This window comes from Buttiauxella sp. BIGb0471, from assembly GCF_024807715.1.
GTDB classification, from domain to species: domain Bacteria; phylum Pseudomonadota; class Gammaproteobacteria; order Enterobacterales; family Enterobacteriaceae; genus Buttiauxella; species Buttiauxella agrestis.
Window position 1 is genome coordinate 347,965 of record NZ_JANUEU010000004.1, and the last position, 18,225, is coordinate 366,189.

Annotated in this window: 18 protein-coding genes; 9 read left to right on the plus strand and 9 right to left on the minus strand. The window is 51.6% G+C overall.

Translation table 11 applies throughout. From position 1 onward, the window contains the following. Positions 1-114 precede the first annotated feature (114 nt). Positions 115-831, minus strand: coding sequence for an autotransporter domain-containing protein (locus M2371_RS15450; protein WP_034499715.1), 717 nt, complete (start codon positions 829-831; stop codon positions 115-117). 140 nt (positions 832-971) lie between these two features. Here M2371_RS15450 and tag point away from each other — a divergent pair, with 140 nt between their 5' ends. Together tag and M2371_RS15460 are read left to right on the plus strand one after the other, a co-directional pair. Continuing rightward, on the plus strand, positions 972-1,535 hold the full coding sequence (gene tag, locus M2371_RS15455) for a DNA-3-methyladenine glycosylase I (protein WP_034499717.1): 564 nt from the start codon (positions 972-974) through the stop codon (positions 1,533-1,535). Next, entirely contained in the window at positions 1,532-1,972 is a 441-nt protein-coding gene (locus tag M2371_RS15460) for an N-acetyltransferase (RefSeq protein ID WP_034499719.1), read from the plus strand. The genes tag and M2371_RS15460 overlap by 4 nt, the downstream gene beginning before the upstream one ends. Here the strand turns inward: M2371_RS15460 and M2371_RS15465 are convergent. After that, positions 1,941-4,271, minus strand: coding sequence for a molybdopterin guanine dinucleotide-containing S/N-oxide reductase (locus M2371_RS15465; protein WP_259268103.1), 2,331 nt, complete (start codon positions 4,269-4,271; stop codon positions 1,941-1,943). The genes M2371_RS15460 and M2371_RS15465 overlap by 32 nt on opposite strands. Positions 4,272-4,437: 166 nt before the next feature. Between M2371_RS15465 and M2371_RS15470 the strand changes: the two genes are divergently transcribed. The 3 genes from M2371_RS15470 to M2371_RS21635 all read left to right on the plus strand — a co-directional run bounded on the left by M2371_RS15470 (position 4,438) and on the right by M2371_RS21635 (position 6,084). After that, a complete protein-coding gene (locus M2371_RS15470) occupies positions 4,438-5,100 on the plus strand; it encodes an OmpA family lipoprotein (protein WP_034499724.1) in 663 nt (220 codons plus the stop codon). Between the two features lie 160 nt (positions 5,101-5,260). Next, complete coding sequence (locus M2371_RS15475) at positions 5,261-5,563, plus strand: hypothetical protein (protein WP_115626839.1); 303 nt, start codon at positions 5,261-5,263, stop codon at positions 5,561-5,563. A gap of 440 nt (positions 5,564-6,003) precedes the next feature. After that, positions 6,004-6,084 (plus strand): hypothetical protein, encoded by an 81-nt coding sequence (locus tag M2371_RS21635; protein WP_404979400.1) that lies wholly within the window; start codon positions 6,004-6,006, stop codon positions 6,082-6,084. 60 nt (positions 6,085-6,144) lie between these two features. Here the strand turns inward: M2371_RS21635 and M2371_RS15480 are convergent, their stop codons facing one another. Next, the gene (locus M2371_RS15480; protein WP_064542125.1) at positions 6,145-6,492 is read right to left on the minus strand and encodes a DUF6404 family protein; all 348 of its coding nucleotides are present in this window, start codon (positions 6,490-6,492) and stop codon (positions 6,145-6,147) included. Between the two features lie 256 nt (positions 6,493-6,748). On the opposite strand from M2371_RS15480, the gene emrD reads away from it, so the two are divergent. Continuing rightward, positions 6,749-7,933 (plus strand): multidrug efflux MFS transporter EmrD, encoded by a 1,185-nt coding sequence (emrD, locus tag M2371_RS15485; RefSeq protein WP_115626837.1) that lies wholly within the window; start codon positions 6,749-6,751, stop codon positions 7,931-7,933. A gap of 18 nt (positions 7,934-7,951) precedes the next feature. Here emrD and M2371_RS15490 read toward each other — a convergent pair whose 3' ends face one another. From M2371_RS15490 to dsdC, 4 genes are all read right to left on the minus strand, one after another. Continuing rightward, complete coding sequence (locus M2371_RS15490; RefSeq protein WP_259268140.1) at positions 7,952-8,674, minus strand: amino acid ABC transporter ATP-binding protein; 723 nt, start codon at positions 8,672-8,674, stop codon at positions 7,952-7,954. Then, positions 8,661-9,425, minus strand: a complete 765-nt coding sequence (locus M2371_RS15495; protein ID WP_034499738.1) for an amino acid ABC transporter permease — start codon at positions 9,423-9,425, stop codon at positions 8,661-8,663. The genes M2371_RS15490 and M2371_RS15495 overlap by 14 nt, the downstream gene beginning before the upstream one ends. 43 nt (positions 9,426-9,468) lie before the next feature. Then, positions 9,469-10,206 carry a basic amino acid ABC transporter substrate-binding protein gene (locus tag M2371_RS15500; protein ID WP_370511342.1) on the minus strand — a complete coding sequence of 246 codons (738 nt, stop codon included), beginning with the start codon at positions 10,204-10,206 and terminating at the stop codon, positions 9,469-9,471. 120 nt (positions 10,207-10,326) lie between these two features. Further along, a complete protein-coding gene (gene dsdC / locus M2371_RS15505; RefSeq protein WP_259268104.1) occupies positions 10,327-11,250 on the minus strand; it encodes a DNA-binding transcriptional regulator DsdC in 924 nt (307 codons plus the stop codon). A gap of 225 nt (positions 11,251-11,475) precedes the next feature. On the opposite strand from dsdC, the gene dsdX reads away from it, so the two are divergent. After that, positions 11,476-12,813: a D-serine transporter DsdX gene (gene dsdX, locus M2371_RS15510; protein WP_259268105.1), complete on the plus strand. Its 1,338-nt coding sequence runs from the start codon at positions 11,476-11,478 to the stop codon at positions 12,811-12,813. Between the two features lie 18 nt (positions 12,814-12,831). Further along, a complete protein-coding gene (gene dsdA / locus M2371_RS15515; protein ID WP_259268106.1) occupies positions 12,832-14,160 on the plus strand; it encodes a D-serine ammonia-lyase in 1,329 nt (442 codons plus the stop codon). Positions 14,161-14,256: 96 nt separating this feature from the next. On the opposite strand, the gene M2371_RS15520 is transcribed toward dsdA, so the two are convergent. Together M2371_RS15520 and M2371_RS15525 are read right to left on the minus strand one after the other, a co-directional pair. After that, entirely contained in the window at positions 14,257-15,579 is a 1,323-nt protein-coding gene (locus M2371_RS15520) for a 6-phospho-alpha-glucosidase (RefSeq protein ID WP_259268107.1), read from the minus strand. Then, positions 15,576-17,198, minus strand: a complete 1,623-nt coding sequence (locus M2371_RS15525; protein WP_172892861.1) for an alpha-glucoside-specific PTS transporter subunit IIBC — start codon at positions 17,196-17,198, stop codon at positions 15,576-15,578. The genes M2371_RS15520 and M2371_RS15525 overlap by 4 nt, the downstream gene beginning before the upstream one ends. A gap of 308 nt (positions 17,199-17,506) precedes the next feature. Here M2371_RS15525 and M2371_RS15530 point away from each other — a divergent pair, with 308 nt between their 5' ends. Beyond that, positions 17,507-18,214 (plus strand): GntR family transcriptional regulator, encoded by a 708-nt coding sequence (locus M2371_RS15530; RefSeq protein ID WP_259268108.1) that lies wholly within the window; start codon positions 17,507-17,509, stop codon positions 18,212-18,214. The last annotated feature ends 11 nt before the right edge of the window (positions 18,215-18,225 follow it).

The window sequence follows — 18,225 nt, forward strand, 5'->3', positions numbered from 1 at the left end:
AATGACCTGGACGGGGATTGAACAACCCGTTTTGTTAGTGATTACTATCAACCTGACGCCCGTAAACATTGAGCATCAGATGTTAAATATACAGGTTCAAGGTTAAATTAATGATCAGAAACGGGCACTCACACCCACATTATAAATATAGGCTTCGCCGGTGGCTAAACCTTCCGCTTGTGACATAGAAGCAAACGCTGCCATATTTTTACCAATCGGCATATCCGCCCCCACGGTCACATCCATCCAGCTCGCATCCTGTCCGTTCGCAACGTTAGATCGCATCCCGGACTGCGCTTTCCACTGATTTTCACCATATTGGTGGTTGTAACTGAGCTGTGCCCACGGACGCAGATAACCCACCGACGAATCTACCCGCCAGCCCACAGTAGAAACGCTGGCGTGCCAGAGTTGATCGGTAAATTGCGCGGCAACGGCGGAGTCGCCATATTCGTTATAAATCCCGGTAGACGAGCCATCCCAACGATATTTTGCCGTCGGCCCGGTGGTTATTTTTCCAGGCAAAGAGATATTCCAGCCGATACCCAAATGTGAGCTATCAGCGTTAACACTGTCGTTACCAGAAACGAGCATCAGCCCCTCCTGGTTTTGGGAGGTAAATGAAGAATTAATCCTTTCTGCGAGAATATCGTTATAACTTGGTTGGTGATTACTGTCCCAGGTATAACGATCCTGCGCTTCGCCTGAAGTTTCTTCGGCGACATACTCTTGTTGCCAGGCAAATACATTCGTAGCATAGGGCAGGCAACACAAAACCAGCACCGTGGAGAAAGTGACACGGCGACCACTGCGTTTAAAGTTTTTATTCATTAAAGCGACTCCAGGAAAGAGCCAAATCCGGCGATATTTTTTTGTGTTTTTGGCAGGCTTGCGGATAGCCCTGAATTAACTATTGTCTCTTTATCTGGCACGTCAAGTTGGCACGAGAAATTTCATCAAAGGAGATACATATGTTGCGTTGTGGATGGGTATCCCAGGACCCGCTCTATATTGCGTACCACGATAAGGAATGGGGCGTGCCGGTGACAGACGGTCAACACCTTTTTGAGATGATTTGCCTTGAAGGGCAACAGGCCGGTTTGTCCTGGATTACCGTGTTGAAAAAGCGTGAAAACTACCGTCGGTGCTTTAAGAATTTCGACCCGCAGGCCGTGGCATTACTGCAACCGGAAGATGTCGATGTATTAGTACAAGACGCGGGAATTATTCGCCATCGTGGGAAAATTGAAGCCATCATCAATAATGCAAAAGCGTACCTGGCGATGGAAGCCAACGGCGAGAAATTCCCGGAGTTCGTCTGGTCATTTGTCGATAATCAGACGCAAGTGACGAAAGCCGCAACGCTGGGTGAAATTCCAGCCATGACCCCCGCTTCCGACGCGCTGTCAAAAGCACTGAAAAAACGCGGTTTCAAGTTTGTCGGCTCGACGATTTGCTACTCGTTTATGCAGGCTTGCGGATTGGTTAACGATCATGTCACCACCTGCTTCTGCCATCCTGATAATCTCAAATGATTCGCCGCTTACAGCCAGATGAAATGGATGAACTGATTGAAATCTGGCTTGCCAGCACTATTCAGGCTCATCCCTTTATTAGCGAAAACTACTGGCACGAAAGTGAGTCCATCGTGCGCAACGTATATATCCCGCAATCTGAAACCTGGGTTTATCAGCATCAGGACAAAATGGTGGGATTTATTAGCGTGCTGGATTCACTGTTTATCGGCGCGCTGTTTGTCAGCGAACCTTTTATTGGCAAGGGAATGGGTCAGTCGTTGATGGAACACGTCAAAGAGATTTACCCCTCACTGAGCCTCGAGGTTTACCAGAAGAATCAGCGGGCGGTGCATTTTTACCATCGCCAGGGCTTTCGCATTGAAGAAAGCGCCTGGCAAAATGAAACGCGCCACCCGACGTGGATTATGAGCTGGCAGGAGGAGAAAACGCAGTAACCTCCGGCACCGGGCCGAGATATTTTTCGGCCCATACCAGCGAGGAGTTCGCCGCACAGCCATTTGCCAGCCGCGACGTCGGAATATCCAACGTCAGCACGTTAACCGCTCCGTTCTTACATAGCTTCCGGTCATCTAAATCCGGCCAGGCACCTTCGTGTATACAGACGACGCCAGGTTTAATGCCGTCCGTCACCAGCGCCCCCACCAGCACCTGCCCTCGGGCATTCCAGACCCGCACCAAATCGCCATCAGCAATACCACGCGCCGCGGCATCTTGCGGATGCAGCGTTAACGGCTCACGCCCGGCGATGGCGTATTTGTCACGCAACGCTGCGTAGTTAAGCTGGCTATGCAGACGGTGCGCCGGGTGAGAAGAAAGCAGTTGAAGCTGGCCTGCTTCAGCATTGCCTTGCCATTCGTCCGGAGCAAGCCAGGTCGGATGCGGCGGGCAATCGGCATAACCAAAACTGGCGATTCTTTCAGAATAAATTTCGATTTTCCCGCTCGGCGTTTTTAATGGATTCGCCTGCGGATCGCGCGTGAAATCAGCAAAACGAATAAAACCGGCATTCTTTTCACTTTCCGGCATTTCTATCAGCTGGTTACTTTCCCAGAACGTTTTAAAGTCCGGTAATTCTACCTGCTGCGCCGCACCGCGTTTGCGGGCGATTTCATAGCACTCTTCCAGCCATTGCAGCTCGGTTTTACTTTCGGTGAAACGCGCCTCGCCGCCCTCTTCCCACAATGCGCTCAGTGCCGCAAAAACGTCGAAATCATTACGCGCTTCACCCTGCGGGGCAACGACCTGCTTCATCGGCACCAAATGCTGATTGCTGTAATCGCCGGTCATCGTTAAATCATTGCGTTCAAACGATGTGGTGATCGGTAGAACAATATCGGCGTGCTTTGCCGCCGCCGTCCAGAAGCATTCGGAAATCACCACCAGTTCCGGTTTCTGCCAGGCTTTTATCAGGCGGTTAGTGTCCTGGTGATGGGTGAAATTGCCGCCGCCAGCCCACCACAACATGCGGATATCCGGGAAGGTTTTCTGTTGCCCATTGTGCTGATACTCGCCGCCAGGGTTTTCCAGCGCTTCTACTATTCGCGCCACCGGGATTTTTTCTACAGCATCGGTTCCGTTTGCCACGGTTCCCTGCAAAGATCCCAATACCGCCGCGCGCCGCGTTGGATTGCCGCCATTCGCAAAATGATAGGACAGGCCAAAACCGCCGCCAGGCGTGCCAATCTGCCCGAGCATCGCCGCGAGCGTCACCAGCATCCAGTGTTTTTGCTCACCGTATTGCTGGCGCTGCATGCCCCAGCCGGACATCAGCATGGTGCGGTTTTCACTAAACAACTGCGCCAGATATTCGATAGTTTTCGCAGGCACGCCGCAAATTTCTGCCGCCCAGGTGGCTGTTTTCGGTTGGCCGTCTGATTCGCCCATCAGATAAGCAGCGAATTTGTCGTAGCCATGCGTGCAACGCGCCAGGAACTCTGTGTCGTGCCAGCCGTGTCTCACCAGCGTATGCGCGATACCCAGCATCAGCGCCACATCAGTCCCCATATTGGGGGCAATCCACTGGGCATTTTCGCCGAAGAAATCCACCGTTTCCGAGCGCATCGGGTCAATGGCGATCACCGTTTTTCCGCTGTTTTTCAGTTGCTCGAAAAACTTCACGCCTTGTTCGTCACTGGCGTTCCACGCAATCTTCAACGTGTTGAGCGGATTAGCACTCCAGAGCACCACCACGTCGCTATGTTCAAGCACTAACGGCCAACTGGTTTGCTGCTGATAAACTTCATTGGAGCCAACCACATACGGCATGATTACCTGCGCAGCGCCCGTTGAATAGTCCCCCAGATGCCCGGTGTAGCCACCTGCAAGACTCATATAGCGCTGCAATAGCGTCGCCGCTTTATGGAACACGCCATTGGATCGCCAGCCGTAAGAACCCGCAAAAATAGACGCTGCGCCATAAGTGGCACGAATACGTTGGTGCTGCTGGTGAATCAGGTGCAGCGCCTCATCCCAGCTAATCCGCACATATTCATCGTCGCCACGCACACCTTGTGGGGCATCAGGCGAGGCAAGAAAACCTTTTCGCGCCATGGGAAATTGCACACGGGCTTTGCTGTGGACCTGATCCGGAACGGCGCTTTGCAATGAGTTTTCGTGGCCGGTTTCCAGTGCGCCGATGGATGTGAGCACGCGCTCCCCGTCAGTTTCGACGAGCATCGGCCCCCAGTGGGCGGCGGTCAGGATTTTCTTGTTTGATGAGAATGTATTAGCCAATTCAGGCTCCCCTTGTTGCAGGTAGTGGGCAGGTGGCGGCCTGATGGCCACTCAATATTTAGTTTACAAATTCAGACGACTCTATAGAAATTTCTACACATTCACACTGCATAATCAACCGCCGCCGATCATGCGGTTGAGTTATTAAATTCACAAAGGAAATGAGATGAAAAAACGCGTCATGATGATTGCCGCCATTGTTTGCGGCACGTTAGCAGTTTCTGGTTGTACGACCAACCCTTACACCGGCGAACGTGAAGCAGGGAAATCAGGTATTGGAGCAGGCATCGGCTCGCTGGTTGGGGCAGGCGTAGGCGTACTTTCCTCATCCAAGAAAGATCGCGGCAAAGGCGCACTGATCGGTGCCGCTGCGGGTGCAGCTTTAGGTGGTGGCGTGGGTTACTACATGGATGTGCAGGAAGCTAAACTTCGCGACAAAATGCAAGGAACAGGCGTAAGTGTGACGCGTAATGGCGACAATATCGTGCTGAACATGCCAAATAATGTGACCTTTGATAGCAGCAGCGCGACGCTGAAACCAGCTGGTGCAAATACTTTAACCGGCGTGGCAATGGTACTGAAAGAGTATCCAAAAACTGCGGTTAACGTTGTGGGTTACACCGACAGCACCGGCAGCCAGGAGCTGAATATGAAGCTCTCACAGCAACGTGCAGATGGCGTGGGTAGCGCGCTTATCACGCAAGGCGTGGCCGCAAACCGTGTGCGTACCACAGGGGCTGGCCCGGCAAATCCAATCGCCAGCAACAGCACAGCTGAAGGCAAAGCGCAGAACCGCCGCGTAGAAATAACGCTTAGCCCGCTGTCTTAATCGAAACATCCCCCTCTCACTCCGGCTTTTGCCGGGGTGAACCCCGCTCGACTCTCCGTGATACGCTACGCAATATCTGTCATCCCGGTTACACACTGATACCTTGATGGGTAATAATGATGAATCCACCTCGTTGTTCTGTGCTGGTTCAGGAAGAGATATGGCTTATAAATACGCTTTGATATTGCTTATCCCGCTCGCCATTATTGGTTGCTCATCGACTGATACGTCAGGCTATGACGGGCATAAAACCCTTAGCCCGACCGAGACCAACGAGGCATTAATCATGCGCTCGCAATATCCGGATCACTATTATGGCCGTGAGAATTTAACGACGGAGCAGCGCAGAGAGATAAGCGAACAAATGCGCGCTGACAGACTCGAAGCCCGCGGGCGACGTGATAACAGCACCGACAGCGGCGATGGCTTCGGGCAGTCGGTTCCGCAAGGGTTTTATAACTAAGTAAATTTCATATCTTATAAAAACAAAAAACCCCGCTGGTGAGGCGAGGTCTTTTGTTTTTGCTGCTAGTGCTTTTACTGCTTCGCACACCTAGTAACTTCAACCTCCAAAATATACGACGAAACCTTCGGCGGTGCAAATACTTGCTGATATTGTGAGCAATCAATAAAAATGTCACTTGCGAAGCTGTTCGCATTTTCATCTTTTTACTGTTTATTTATACAGTAAAATAGATATACTGAATGTGTTGAATGTGATGTGCTCTGAGGCCGCAAACCGCCGCGCAATTCAAGTCCTGGCTGAAACGGGTGGTGCCGTCAGTGCCTTAACCTCAGAGGAGCGCATCTAGTAACCTCAACAAATTCAGTTGGCTACAGGCAGCGGAAAGGCTCGTCGGCTGAAAGTGCTCCTGACTACAGGAGAAAAAGCGTATGGGCTTGATGGGACTGGCTATTTTGTTTCTGAAACTCATGGTTGCGTTACTGCAACTGCTTGAAGGCGCCATGAAATACTTTAAGTAATTCCTGGCCTTCAAGTCGCACCAAAAGGAGGCGGGAAACCGCCTCCTTTTTATAAAAAAGCTATACATCTTCCCAGGCGGGTAATCTGTAATACCACCGACTTAAGGCGTAATACATGGTCATTATCAAACCGAACGTCACTCCCGCTGACAGTATTTTCAACAATATACCTTCAGCACTATCTCCATCATGACGCCATTGCAGAAACCACATAATTCCCCCCCACAGCACGCCAAAGTAGAGGCTGAAGTTCAGGAAAGTCATGTAAAAAGGCACAAAATGAGGAGGCCGGCACCTGAAATTAAAACGCCAGAGCAAATTGACATAGAGTGGAGCATAAGTGCTTTTCCACATCCCTGTTTTGGCAAGTAAATTGAGCGCACGTTGTTTCTTCGCTTCGAAATCCATCCCTGCGTATCTCCTGATAATCATTTTTAACTTCAAGGATATATCTCGTCTTTAGACCACACTGCGGCACATCCCTCATTTCTGGCAACAAAAATTGCCGTTCAGGCTTTACAGGCTGCCATTTTATCTCTGGTTCAAAAGGTGTCAGGACATAGGGTTTCATGGCCTTTGTGTGGTAGATTCCTCTCGATTTTTTGGCACAGTCAGTTTTATAAACTGACAATTGGCATCTACACCCCAAATAACACCTGAGAAAATGAAAAAGTTAGCCAATATTCACCTTCTGATGATGTTGATTCTGTTGGTTGCTGTCGGACAAATGACGCAAACCATTTATATCCCCTCAATTCCCGATATGGCTCGCGATTTCGGCGTGCGCAGCGGCGCAATCCAGCAGGTGATGGCGGCTTATTTGCTGACCTATGGCTTATCACAACTTGTCTACGGGCCAATTTCTGACCGTATTGGCCGACGCCCGGTCATTCTCACCGGCATGAGCATTTTCATCCTCGCCACTCTGTGGGCACTGTTTACAACAAATTTAACCGCGTTAGTGATTGCCAGTGCGTTGCAGGGAATGGGGACGGGCGTTGCGGGCGTGATGGCGCGAACCATGCCGCGTGACCTCTACGAAGGTGCATCGCTTCGGTCTGCTAACAGTTTGTTGAATATGGGGATTCTGGTTAGCCCACTCATGGCTCCGGTGATTGGCGGAATGCTTGACTCCGTGTGGGGGTGGCGCGCTTGCTACGGTTTCCTGCTGGTGCTGTGCATGATTGTGGCGTTCTGCATGCTGCGCTGGCTGCCAGAAACGCGCCCAGTTCAGGAAAAACCGCAACGGCTGATGGCGAGCTATAAAACGCTGCTCGGCAGCGGTTCATTTAATTGTTATTTGCTGATGCTGGTCGGTGGTCTTGCCGGTGTTGCGGTATTTGAAGCCTGCTCTGGCGTGTTGATGGGCGGTGTTTTGGGGCTTAACGGCGTGGTGGTGAGTATTCTGTTCATTCTGCCGATTCCTGCTGCCTTTTTTGGCTCCTGGTATGCCGGGCGACAAAACGCACGTTTTTCATCGCTGATGTGGCAGGCGGTTTTAAGCTGCCTGTTTGCTGGCATCCTGATGTGGATCCCAGGCTGGCTGGGCGTGATGAATATCTGGACGCTGTTGGTGCCAGCCGCGCTGTTCTTCTTCGGCGCAGGGATGTTATTCCCGCTGGCGACCAGCGGTGCAATGGAGCCATTTCCGTTCCTGGCAGGCACCGCAGGGGCGCTTGTGGGCGGGCTGCAAAATATTGGATCAGGCGCAATGGCGTGGTTTTCAGCGTTGCTGCCACAAACCGGGCAATTCAGCCTCGGTATGTTAATGACCGCAATGGGCGTGATGATTCTGTTCTGCTGGTTGCCGCTGGCGCATCGTTTTCAGCAGCATGGGGAAACGGTGTAAGTTTCCCCATGCCCGAAATTAAAGCACCTTACTCAAGAACTCTTTGGTGCGCGGGTTGGTCGGGTTGCTGAACAGTTGCGACGGCGGCCCCTGCTCCTGAATCACGCCCTGATCGATAAACACCACGCGGTCGGCAACCTCACGGGCAAAGCCCATTTCGTGGGTGACGATAACCATCGTCATCCCTTCCAGCGCCAGCTGTTTCATGACCGCCAGCACTTCGCCCACCAGTTCAGGGTCGAGTGCTGAAGTTGGCTCATCAAACAAAATGATCGACGGCTCCATTGCCAGTGCACGCGCAATCGCCACACGCTGCTGTTGCCCACCGGAAAGGCTCGACGGCCAGGCGTAAATCTTGTCTATCAATCCAACCTTTTGTAGCAGCTTTTCGGCACGTGACACGGCTTCGGCTTTCGACAAACCTTTAAGCGAGATCGGCGCCATTGTCAGGTTTTCCAGCACCGTCATATGCGGGAACAGATTAAAACGCTGGAATACCATGCCGACGCCAGAACGCAGCGTATTCAGGTTGGTTTTCGGGTCATGAACCGCGTAACCGTTGACCACGACTTCACCGCCGTCTGGTTTTTCCAGCGCGTTCAGACAACGCAGGAAAGTACTTTTCCCGGAACCGGACGGACCAATGACGCACACCACTTCTTGCGGCGCGATATCACATGAAATGCCGCGCAGCACATGGGTTTTACCAAACTGTTTCTGCAAGTCTTTAACGTGAATCACTTTTGCCAAACCTCTTTTCCATGTGTTGCACCATCAGCGAAAGCAGGAACGTCAGCACCCAATAAACTAATGAAATTGTCAGGTACGGTTCCCAATAAGTCGCATAAGCGCCAGAAACAGTACGCGCTGCATAAGCCAGATCGGCCAGACCAATCGCTGAAGCCAGTGAAGAATCTTTCACGATGGCGATAGCATTATTGCCCAACGGCGGCAGGATGCGGCGGAACGCCTGCGGCAAAATCACTTTGCGCATCGTTTTTCCCCAGCCCATTCCCAGCGCACGTGACGCTTCCATCTGACCTTTGTCGATTGACTGAATACCGGCGCGGAAAATTTCCGAAACGTAAGCTCCCGCGTTCAGCGTAATCGCCACCACGCACGAAAGAAACGCGCCGTATTCCGAGCGCAGCATGCGGGCGAAATCCACCGACATCAGTCCGCTGGTCACTAACATGCCGTCACGCGGGTTGATAAACAGCGGCACCAGCGCGAAGTGAACCACCATGATTTGCACAAACAGTGGTGTGCCACGGAAGGCGCTCACATAAACGCGCACTGGCCACTGCACGGCGTAACGCAGCACGTGTTTCCACGGGCCATCTTCGGCGTGCGCCATGCGCCCCAGCCCAAGCAACAAGCCCCAGGTGGTGCCTAAAATAACGCAGATGATGGTGCACTTGATGGTCATGATCGCGCCTTGCATAAATAGCGGCGCGTATTCTGAGATTATCTCCCAGCGAAATCCGGTCATACCTGTCCTTGTTGGGGCCGAAACGGCCCCGAGTCATACGAAATTATTCAGCGGGGAGGGTTGGAACGTTGCTATCAAACCACGTGGAATAGATTTTTGCGTAAGTCCCATCGGCAACGATTTTCTTCAGGCCGGAGTTAATTTTACCCAACAGCTCCTGGTTATCTTTTGCGACCGCGATACCGAAATACTGGCGTTCAAATTTGTCGTCTTTAACGGCTTTCAGCGCTTTTTCCGGGTGAGATTTGATGTAGTACTTCACCACGCCAACGTCACCAACAGCCGCGTCGATACCGTCTTCAGCCAGCTCTTGCAGCATCAATGGCGTGTTATCAAAACGTTTGATGTCGGTGCTGTTTTTACCCAGCGTGTCGGAAACCACGGTGTCACCCGCACTGGAGTTCACCACGCCAACTTTCTTTCCTTTGAGCGCGTTAACAGAATCCACTTTCGAGTCATTCGGCACCACGATGGATTGCTCTGCCGGGAAGTAAGGCGCGGAGAAATCGACCATCGCTTTACGCTTGTCGGTGATGGTGATGCCGGAAATAATAATGTCGCGATCGCCAGAATTCAGGGTGGCGAAAATACCTTCCCACGGCGTGTTAACCAGTTTGATATCAAAGCCTTCCGCTTTCGCGATGGCCTTGATGATGTCGATATCGAAGCCTTCCAGTTGCTTCTGGCTGTTTTCAAATTCAAATGGACGGTAAGTGCCGCCAGAGCCGACCACATAAGTCTGCTGCGCGGCGTAGGCGGAAGTGAGAACGGTGGAAACCATGCACCCGGCTAAAAGAACTGACTTGGCAAACATCCTTAACATGTGACGCTCCTGATGAATTATTTATGCATTTAATTTGCATAAAAATACATAATTTGACGGAGCGCGGCAACAACAAAATCAAACTTGTGACTGCATCCACTGAATAAACGCTTCAATTTTAGGCCACTGCCGCCCAGGAAGTGTGGTGGCGTAGTAATTCTGATGGCATTTCAGGGTCACTTCTCCAAATGGGGCCACCAGCTCGCCCTTGTCGATACGTTTTTGCACCAGCCTTTTTCGCCCCATTGCCACACCCACCTGGTTCACAGCGGCGATCACCGCTAAGTCTGAGCGGTCAAAACCAATGCCAGAAGAAGGTGGTAAATCAACGGAAAAATGTTGCGCCCAACTGTGCCATTCGTCAGTGCCGGAGTCATTGCTCCATGCCTGGCGGTCATGCAATAACGTGCAATTTCGCAGATGCGCAGGCTTATTGTGTAATTCAAAACGTTGTGCATATTCCGGGCTGCACACGGGCAAAATGGCTTCGTCCATCAGGAAATGGTGGGATAACTGCGAAGAGGGGGCGTCGTCAAAATAGAGTGCGAGGTCAACGCCTGCGCGCTGCAAATTCACGTTGTCGTTGCCGGTCAGAATGGTCAGGGAAATCGAAGGATAGCGCCGGGTAAAATCCCCCAGCAGCGGAACCAGCCAGCACTGGGCAATGGAAGGGCGCGAATAAATCGTCAGCAGGCCCGAAAGCTCCTGGTTTTTGATATCCAGAATTTCCTGGTTAAGCGTATCAAGCGACGATTTTAGCGCCCAGAAAACGCGTTTCCCTTCATGAGTCAGTTCAACTTTGCGGTGCGAACGCACAAATAATTGAATCCCTAACTCCTGCTCAAGCTGGTTTATACGGTGACTGACCGCACTGGAACTTAACGAAAGTTCTTCTGCCGCCAGCGCGAATGACTGGTGCCGGGCAGCCACTTCAAAAGTATAGAGTTTTGATAGCTGCCAGCCGTTAAGCAGACGGTTTCTGACTTCACGAATCGGATCCATTGAGCTTTCCTGAGAGATAAATCATGGCGGCATTGTAAAATATGCCCTCGAAAACTTCGTTTTAAGATGTGAAAAATCGAACCAAAATCAAATTACCCCCCTATTTTCGACCTGAATCACTCTTTTGCCTCAATTCAGCTCATGTGAAATGCCATTTATATCGTTTGTCAGCCTGGCGCAATTTTTATCCAATAGCGGCAGATAAATCGCAGAACGAGGTGAGGTATGGAATCTCAGATTTGGGTTGTGGGCACGCTACTGAGTAGCATCATTTTAATTGTTTTAACCATCGTAAAACTGAAGTTTCACCCATTCCTCGCTTTGCTGCTGGCCAGTTTCTTTGTCGGCACCATGATGGGCATGAGCCCGCTGGATATGGTGAATGCTATTGAAAGCGGGATCGGCAGCACTCTCGGGTTCCTCGCGGCAGTGATTGGCCTGGGTACGATTCTGGGCAAAATGATGGAAGTGTCAGGCGGCGCGGAACGCATTGGCCTCGCGCTCCAGCGCTGCCGATGGTTATCGGCTGACGTGATCATGGTTTTGGTCGGGCTGATTTGCGGCATCACGCTGTTCGTGGAAGTAGGCGTGGTGTTGCTGATTCCACTGGCGTTTTCAATCGCCAAAAAGACCAACACCTCTTTGCTAAAACTGGCTATTCCATTGTGCACAGCGTTAATGGCAGTGCATTGCGTGGTTCCACCACATCCGGCAGCCATGTTTGTCACCAACAAATTGGGCGCAGATGTCGGCACGGTGATTGTGTACGGTTTACTGGTCGGTTTAACCGCATCGTTAGTCGGCGGGCCGCTGTTCCTGAAAATCGTCGGCAATCGCCTGCCATTTAAACCGGTGCCCGCTGAATTTTCCGACCTGAAAGTTCGTAACGAAGAAACGCTCCCTTCATTAGGCGCAACGCTGTTTACGATATTGCTGCCGATTGGCCTGATGCTGGTGAAAACCATCGCCGAGCTGAATATGGCGAAAAGCGGTACGTTGTATACGCTGCTGGAGTTTATCGGCAACCCGATTACCGCCATGTTTATTGCGGTGTTTGTCGCCTATTACGTGCTTGGGATCCGCCAGCATATCGGGATGAGCAAACTCCTGACGCATACCGAAAATGGCTTTGCTTCTATTGCCAATATTTTGCTGATTATCGGTGCGGGTGGAGCATTTAACGCGATTCTGAAAACCAGTGGCCTGGCTGATTCACTGGCGGTATTGCTGTCGAATTTGCATATGCACCCGATTTTGCTGGCCTGGCTGGTCGCGCTAATTCTGCATGCGGCTGTCGGCTCGGCAACGGTCGCCATGATGGGAGCTACCGCGATTGTCGCCCCGATGCTGCCGCTTTATCCCAACGTTAGCCCGGAGATTATCACCATTGCTATCGGTGCCGGCGCGATTGGTTGCACCATCGTGACTGATTCGCTGTTCTGGCTGGTGAAACAGTATTGCGGCGCGACACTCAACGAAACATTCAAATACTATACAACGGCGACTTTTATCGCCTCTGTGTTGGCACTGGGCGCAACGTTCCTGCTTTCCTTTATCATTTAAGCGCAAAGAGATTGTCTTATGAAAAACGCTGAAATAAACACATTGATTCAACAGTTTCCCCTGGTTCGCGATTTGGTTGCGCTGCAAGAAACACGCTGGTTTAACCCGCAAACCACCACGCTTGCCGAAGGCTTACCTTACGTGGGTCTGACGGCTGAAGATATTCAGGATGCGCACGCCCGTCTGACGCGTTTCGCACCTTATCTGGCGCAGGCGTTTCCAGAAACAGCCGCCACCAACGGGATTATCGAATCAGAAATGGTGGCGATTCCGGCGATGCAAAAACGCCTGGAGAAAGAGTTTAAGCAGGTGATTGGCGGCCAGATGTGGCTCAAAAAAGACAGTCATCTGCCGATTTCAGGTTCGATCAAAGCGCGTGGCGGGATTTATGAAGTTCTGACTCACGCCGAAAAACTGGCGATTGCAGCCGGGTTGCTGACCACCGAAGACGATTACAGCAAGCTATTGACGGCTGAATTTAAAGAATTTTTCAGCAAATACAGCATTGCCGTGGGTTCAACCGGCAACCTGGGGTTATCCATCGGCATCATGAGCGCGCGCATTGGTTTTAACGTCACCGTGCATATGTCTGCCGACGCCCGCGCCTGGAAGAAAGCCAAACTGCGCAGCCACGGCGTGACGGTTGTGGAGTACGAAGAAGATTACGGTGTCGCCGTTGAACAAGGTCGTAAAGCCGCTGAATCCGACCCGAATTGTTTCTTTATCGACGACGAAAACTCCCGCACATTATTCCTCGGCTATTCGGTTGCTGGCCAGCGCTTGAAAGACCAGTTCGCGCAGCTCGGACGCGTTGTGGATGAACAGCATCCGCTGTTTGTTTATCTGCCGTGCGGTGTAGGCGGCGGCCCTGGCGGCGTAGCATTTGGCCTGAAAATGGCGTTCGGCGATCACGTTCACTGCATTTTTGCCGAGCCGACTCACTCGCCATGCATGCTGCTGGGCGTTTACACCGGCCTGCATGACACGATTTCCGTGCAGGATTTAGGTATTGATAATATGACTGCGGCTGATGGCCTGGCGGTGGGGCGTGCATCCGGTTTTGTTGGGCGCGCAATGCAGCGCTTGCTCGACGGTTTCTATACTCTTGAAGATCACACGATGTACCGGCTGCTTGGCTGGCTGGCAGATGAAGAAAGTATTCGTCTTGAGCCTTCAGCATTAGCTGGAATGCCTGGCCCGCTGCACGTCAGTGCGGATACGGCTTACCATCAGATGCACGGTTTCACCGCTGAACAGCTGCAAAACGCGACGCATATCGTCTGGGCAACCGGCGGTGGCATGGTGCCAGAAGCGGAGATGGCGCAGTATCTGGCGAAAGCGAAGTAATTACAGAGCCCTCACCCCCAGGTGAGGGAGAAAACCGAGCAGTTCCCTCTCCCTGTGGGAGAGGGTTAGGGTGAGGGCGACCCACACCCTACTAACCTATTTCAGCTCAGGCCAGTACTCTTTGTTAGCCTCAATCAAATCATCAAGAATGGCTTTGGCAACCGATGCACTTGGCACGGTTTTCGACAGCGTAATCGCCTGCCATAACTTCACGTAAGAGCCTTCTTCCCAGGCTTCGACCACCAGTTTTTCTACCGCCACCTGCTGGCTCATCAACCCTTTCTGGAATTGCGGAATGTTGCCGACAACCAACGGTTCCGGCCCGCTTTTACCGACCAGACATGGAATTTCGACCATCGCTTCCGGGTCAAAGTTATTAATCGCGCCGTTGTTCGGCACAATCAAAAGCATGCGCTCTTGTGTGTTAAAGGCAATTGCCGCCGCCAGATCGACGATGTACGACGCATGTTCGTCAATCTCAAGTTCCCCAGCCGATGATTTCCCGGCCTGAATGATGGCATTACAGGAACCAAACACATGTTTTTCGCGGTGTTCCATCACTTCGTTGGCACGAGTGTGTTCCGGGTTGGAGTGCTCAACCACGTAATCCGGGAACAGATAATATTTCAGGTAAGTATTCGGGAAGGTGCTCGGGTCCAAAGCCCATACGTCTTTTGCTTTAGAGAATGTGTCATTCCAGCTGGCTTCAGTCCCATGCTCATCTGATGGCGGAACATAACCAAATTTAGCCACATGTTCGCGGATCTTCGGCATCAAATCATTGCCATTCTTATCCTCGATTGATGTCCACCAGCCAAAGTGGTTGAGGCCGTAATAACGTACGCGCATCTCTTTGCGATCTTTCAGGCCAGCGATTTGCGCCATGCGGCTTTCAATGCCGATTGGCATATCGCAAATGTTGAGGATCTTCGCGTTCGGGCGCAGTTTACGCGTGGCTTCAGCCACAATCGCTGCCGGGTTGGAATAGTTAAGCATCCAGGCGTTTGGCGAATATTTTTCCATGAAATCAACCAGCTCTAATACCCCGCCAATGGAGCGCATGCCGTAGGCAATCCCACCTGGGCCGCAGGTTTCCTGACCCAGTACACCGTGGCGCAGTGGGATTTTCTCGTCTTTTTCACGCATCGGGTATTTACCCACACGGATGTGCGCCATCACGAAATCCACATCGGTAAAGGCTTCTTTCGGGTCGGTGGTATAGCTGAACTCGATTTCAGGAGCCTGCTCTTTGAGGATAACTTTGCACGCTTCTGCAAGCGTTTCCTGGCGTGCGCCATCGTTGTCATAGAATTTCAGGGCGCGCAGCGGAAAACGGTGCTGGTTTGCCAGTAACATCAATACGATACCAGGCGTGAATGTGCTGCCGCCACCGGCTACTACTACAGAGAATTTTTTCATGATACTGCCTCCGTCATGGATTTAAGTTCGGTCAAAGAAGTGTCTTTCATCAGGGTTTCAAGTTGGTCTCGGACTTGCGGGACATGCAGGCCCACAATCACCTGAATACCGTTGCCGCGTCGCACCACACCGTGGGCGCCCAGCGCTTTGAAAATGTCGTCACTTTGCGTCTGCGCCATATCCGCAAGGGTGATGCGTAAGCGAGTCGCACAGTTATTGACGCTAAGAATGTTGCCAGTACCGCCCAGCGCTTCGAGGATGCCAGCAGCCTGGCCTTGTTTGGTTTCTTTGGTGGCAGCAGCCGTTGTCTGACTGCGGGATGCCTGGTAATCCGCTTTGCTGTATAGCTTGATCTCACTCTCTTCACGGCCTGGCGTTTTCAGGTTGAAGCGCAAAATTAGGGTGCGGAACACCACAAAGTAGATGCAGGTGAAGGCCAGACCGATACCAATCTGGATAAACATCATCGACGCGTGATTGTGGAACATCGGTATCCAGTTTTGCGGCAGGAACTGGTCGAGAAGCCCCCCGCCCATGTTGCCCACCACGCCACACATGTACATCACGGTCGCCATCGTTGCAGCGAGGAATGCATGCACTGCAAATAAAACAGGCGAGATAAACAGGAAGGTAAATTCAAGCGGTTCAGTAATGCCCACCAGCATCGCGGTAAGCGTTGCGGGTATCAGCAAGCCTGCGACTTTCACGCGGTTTTCAGGGGCAGAAGTGGCGTACAGCGCGAGTGCAATTCCCAGGCAACCAAATATCTTCGAGTTACCGTGCAGTGCAAATCCTCCTTCCGGGAACAGCGTTTTCAGCGGCAGCGTGCTCTGGCTGAACTCCTGTAAATGCTGCGCCCAGTAAACCTGGATGCCCCCTTCCACGACCGCCGGGCCAAAGATAAACGGACCGTAGATAAAGTGATGCAGGCCGGTTGGAATCAGAATACGTTCCAGGAACGTATACACCCAGACGCCAAGCGAACCGGCGCTGCGCAAGAATTCCTGTAGGGATTCAATGCCCATTTGCACTTTTGGCCAACCAAACAGGGTAAACCAGGCGCAAGGGATCATGGCGAAGAAAGCGACAATCACGACAAATGAACTGCCCTGGAAGATACCGAGAAAGACAGGGAGTTGTTTTTCGAAATAGCGGTTGTGGATAGCCGTGACAAAACCAGAGATAACAATCGCGCCGATGATGCTGGTATCAAGCGTTTTGATCCCGGCAATCATGGTTAGTCCGGATCCCGCCACCGGATCGGCGCTGAAATCGACGCCGAAATAATGGCCCCAGGTCATCCCCATGGCGTTGATGAAGTAGTTCCAGGTCATAAAGCTCACCAGCACCGCTAAGCAAGCACGGCCCTGCGCTTGCTTAGCGAGGCCAATCGGTAAGCCGACGGCAAAAATCAGCGGCATATTACGGAATACCGTCCAGCCACCTTCTTCAATAATGTGAACAATTTGCGCGAATAAGTTATCGGGGGCGGTGAGCGCTTCGCCGACGAACATCGGATTGCGCAGCATGATGGCGATGCCTACGACAATCCCGGCGAACGGAAACAACAAAACCGGGGTAAACATTGCGCCACCAAAACGTTGTATTTGACTGAGCATTTTTAAATCCTCACGTAACAACCTGTAGGGTAAATGGCCTTATTTTTTAACGCTGGTTTTAACGCTGGCCTGAGACTGAGAGTAGGGAGACGCAGGTGACTTATCGTTGCCCGTCGCACCGATTCGTGATCGCTTTCATAGTTTTTATTTGGTGTAAGTTGTCTACTTTTTGATTAATAACTAGACACGGTGATTTTTCCTTTCTAATTCATTAGGTGAATGCGAAATTAAAATCTTTTAAATCAGATAATTGATTAATGGAACGAGGGTTTATTAAGCCCAGCGTGAAGCCATTAAGAGGTCTACAGGTGATCTACAAATCTATCGCTGACAGGTTACGAATCCGGCTTAATTCAGCGGATTACAATATTGGCAGCCCATTGCCTTCTGAAAAGCGTCTGGCGAGCGAGTTCGGCGTATCAAGAATGACTTTACGCAAGGCTATCGATTTACTGGTGAGCTGGGGGTTAGTTGTGCGCCGCCACGGCAGCGGCACCTTCGTGGCGAATAAAGACGTTCACCACGAAACCAGCAACCTGACGGGTTTTATTGAGGTGATGCGCAACCAGGGCAAAGAGGTGGTGAGTAATGTGCTGGAGTTTCTGATCATGCCCGCACCGCCCGCCATCGCCAGTCAGTTGCGCATTAATATTGATGAACGGATCTATTTCTCGCGCCGGGTGCGCTCGGTAGATGGCAAACCGCTGATGGTAGAAGACAGCTATATGCCGTTGAAATTATTCCGTAATTTGTCCATCGCACATCTGGAAGGTTCAAAATTCAGTTATATCGAGGATGAGTGCCACATTATCGTGTGCGGTAACTATGAAAGCCTGACGCCGGTATTAGCAGACAAGAAGATGGCGAAATTGCTCAACATTGATGAGCTAACTCCCATTTTGCGTATCACATCGCTGTCATATAGCGACAGCGGTGACTATGTGAATTATTCCGTGATGTTCCGGAATGCCAGCGAATACCAGGTGGATTACCATTTACGCCGGGTACACCTGTAAGCGCTGGCATT

Excerpts from the sequence above, each read along its gene's own strand:
- M2371_RS15450 (WP_034499715.1), bottom strand. The coding sequence starts at position 831 with ATGAATAAAAACTTTAAACGCAGTGGTCGCCGTGTCACTTTCTCCACG.
- tag (WP_034499717.1), top strand. The coding sequence starts at position 972 with ATGTTGCGTTGTGGATGGGTATCCCAGGACCCGCTCTATATTGCGTAC.
- M2371_RS15460 (WP_034499719.1), top strand. The coding sequence starts at position 1,532 with ATGATTCGCCGCTTACAGCCAGATGAAATGGATGAACTGATTGAAATC.
- M2371_RS15470 (WP_034499724.1), top strand. The coding sequence starts at position 4,438 with ATGAAAAAACGCGTCATGATGATTGCCGCCATTGTTTGCGGCACGTTA.
- M2371_RS15475 (WP_115626839.1), top strand. The coding sequence starts at position 5,261 with ATGGCTTATAAATACGCTTTGATATTGCTTATCCCGCTCGCCATTATT.
- M2371_RS21635 (WP_404979400.1), top strand. The coding sequence starts at position 6,004 with ATGGGACTGGCTATTTTGTTTCTGAAACTCATGGTTGCGTTACTGCAA.
- M2371_RS15480 (WP_064542125.1), bottom strand. The coding sequence starts at position 6,492 with ATGGATTTCGAAGCGAAGAAACAACGTGCGCTCAATTTACTTGCCAAA.
- emrD (WP_115626837.1), top strand. The coding sequence starts at position 6,749 with ATGAAAAAGTTAGCCAATATTCACCTTCTGATGATGTTGATTCTGTTG.
- M2371_RS15495 (WP_034499738.1), bottom strand. The coding sequence starts at position 9,425 with ATGACCGGATTTCGCTGGGAGATAATCTCAGAATACGCGCCGCTATTT.
- M2371_RS15500 (WP_370511342.1), bottom strand. The coding sequence starts at position 10,206 with ATGGTTTCCACCGTTCTCACTTCCGCCTACGCCGCGCAGCAGACTTAT.
- dsdC (WP_259268104.1), bottom strand. The coding sequence starts at position 11,250 with ATGGATCCGATTCGTGAAGTCAGAAACCGTCTGCTTAACGGCTGGCAG.
- dsdX (WP_259268105.1), top strand. The coding sequence starts at position 11,476 with ATGGAATCTCAGATTTGGGTTGTGGGCACGCTACTGAGTAGCATCATT.
- dsdA (WP_259268106.1), top strand. The coding sequence starts at position 12,832 with ATGAAAAACGCTGAAATAAACACATTGATTCAACAGTTTCCCCTGGTT.
- M2371_RS15520 (WP_259268107.1), bottom strand. The coding sequence starts at position 15,579 with ATGAAAAAATTCTCTGTAGTAGTAGCCGGTGGCGGCAGCACATTCACG.
- M2371_RS15525 (WP_172892861.1), bottom strand. The coding sequence starts at position 17,198 with ATGCTCAGTCAAATACAACGTTTTGGTGGCGCAATGTTTACCCCGGTT.